Source organism: Allobosea sp. FG18, assembly GCF_057809495.1.
On record NZ_JBMDKB010000077.1, the window covers coordinates 1 to 1,842 of the forward strand.

At 63.7% G+C, this 1,842-nt stretch carries 2 protein-coding genes; one reads left to right on the forward strand and one right to left on the reverse strand.

What is annotated here, in order from left to right; genetic code table 11:
• On the forward strand, nt 1-227 hold a 227-nt coding region (locus ACODTJ_RS29105; RefSeq protein ID WP_488851700.1), incomplete at its 5' end, for a helix-turn-helix domain-containing protein.
• A gap of 159 nt (nt 228-386) precedes the next feature.
• Here ACODTJ_RS29105 and ACODTJ_RS29110 read toward each other — a convergent pair.
• The gene (locus tag ACODTJ_RS29110; RefSeq protein WP_488851702.1) at nt 387-1,685 is read right to left on the reverse strand and encodes a DUF6538 domain-containing protein; all 1,299 of its coding nucleotides are present in this window, start codon (nt 1,683-1,685) and stop codon (nt 387-389) included.
• Between the last annotated feature and the right edge of the window lie 157 nt (nt 1,686-1,842).

Below are 1,842 nucleotides of genomic sequence, written 5' to 3' on the forward strand. Positions count from 1 at the left end.
TGGAGGTCGAGCTTCTCCGCGAGCGTACCCAGGCCGGTCTTCGCGCAGCCCGTGCACGCGGAAGAGTCGGAGGACGCCCCAAGGCATTGGACACGGTGAAGCTGACCGTCGTGAAGACGCTCATGACCGAGGGCACGCTGACGGTCGCCGAGATCGCCGAGCACGTTCAGGTCGCGCCCAGCACGATCTACAGGGCGCTCAAGGGCGGGCGGAGCGCGCTGGCCTGACGGTCCGGGAGATCGTCCCGGACACGAGCGAGAACGGTGAGGAGACCGTGGCCGCGTAGGGCAACGTGATGTGGGTGAGCGAGAACATGTTGAGCATGACCATGGTGACCATGCCCTTTTCGGTCTTCGTGCACGAGAGTCAGTCAAAAACGACCCCTCTCAGACCGCGATCGGGGAACAGACCTGTTTCAGGAATGGGAAGTCGATCTGGTCGATGTGCCGCTTCAGCAGCGCAACATCGTCCCGGAGCATCAGGTAGTGCTCCTCCGACACGTCAGCCGGTTTATGGCCGGTGATCGCATTGATCGAAGGCTTGGGTACCCCGATCACATAGGCGGCGTGCTCGAAGGTCTTGCGCAACGAATGCACCGTCAGCCGCCGATCCCGCCCCAGAGCCTCGTCGATCGTCCTGTTCAGCTTCATGCTGATCGCCCCGCTCCAGCGCTCGGCGGAAGGACGATACCGAAGCTCGGGGAACAGCCGATCAGGAGAGCGGCTAACCAGATCGAGGATGCCGAGGTCGAGCAGGTCGCGGTGAAGCGGAATGTACCGGCGATTGTGAGCGCTCTTCACCTGCGCGTCGTGCAGGTCGATCACATCGACGCCATCGCGGCGGACGAACCACTCGCTGCGAAGCTGAGCCATCTCCTCCAGGCGAGCCCCGGTCAGGAGGAGTAATCGGGGAAGCCACAGCACCGCCCCGTCCTCGCGCTCGGTTCGGCCAAAGAACCGGGCCAGTTGATCATGATCGAGCCGGGAGTAGCTGCGCCGGGCTGCTGCGATCGCCGATCTGTCCGGGCCGAGGCCCCTGAACGGGTTGGCCGGGATCAGATCAGCCGCGACGGCGGCATTGCAGACCGTCGAGAGCGCAATGACGATCTTCTTCTTCGTGCCGATCGAGCCCACCTCCAGCCCGCGCACGAACTTCTCCGCCTCCCTCCGCGAGATGTTGGTGATGGCGAGGTCACTGGAAGAAGCCACGAAGAGCGCGATCGCCTTCTCCATGTCCAGCCGAGCCCTACGGCGCGGCGGTGCTCCCTTTCGATCTTCTCGCCGGGGCAGGTACACCTCCTTGTACACGCGGTGCAGGGTCATCGCGTTCTTCTTCGGCTTCGCCACGCCCGCACCAGCACGCTTCGAGACCACCGGCTTCTGGCCGCTGTTCGGAATGATGATCCGATCCTGCTGGTACATGGTCGGGACGAACTGCCAGGGCAGGATCGACCCGGACCGAATGGCCGAGATCATGTCGCTGACATCAGCGGCAGCCCGCAGGGCTCGGCTTCGGGCGGTCAGGGGATCACGCGTCTTCAGCGAGAAGCTCACCGTCCGTCGCGCATTGGCGACTTCGGCAGCAGCGAGCCTCGCGAACACGTCGGCAGGAAGTTGGAGGCGGAACCGGAAAATACCTCCCTTGACCGAGCATCTCGTGAAGGGAACCAGTCCAAAACGCCCCATCCTCGATCGCGGCCTCACCACCTTCTCCGGCCCGCTTCACAGGCCGATCTGCTCCGAAACAGCGAAAACGCTACCCCGGATCAGGAAACCCGCAATCAAAAGAACGGGTTCGTTAGAGGTCCAAAAACGGGCCAGAGGGGTCCCGTAGACCGCGCCA

What these genes read in the sequence shown, in the direction of transcription:
- ACODTJ_RS29110 (WP_488851702.1), bottom strand. Translation starts at nt 1,685, where the DNA reads ATGGGGCGTTTTGGACTGGTTCCCTTCACGAGATGCTCGGTCAAGGGA.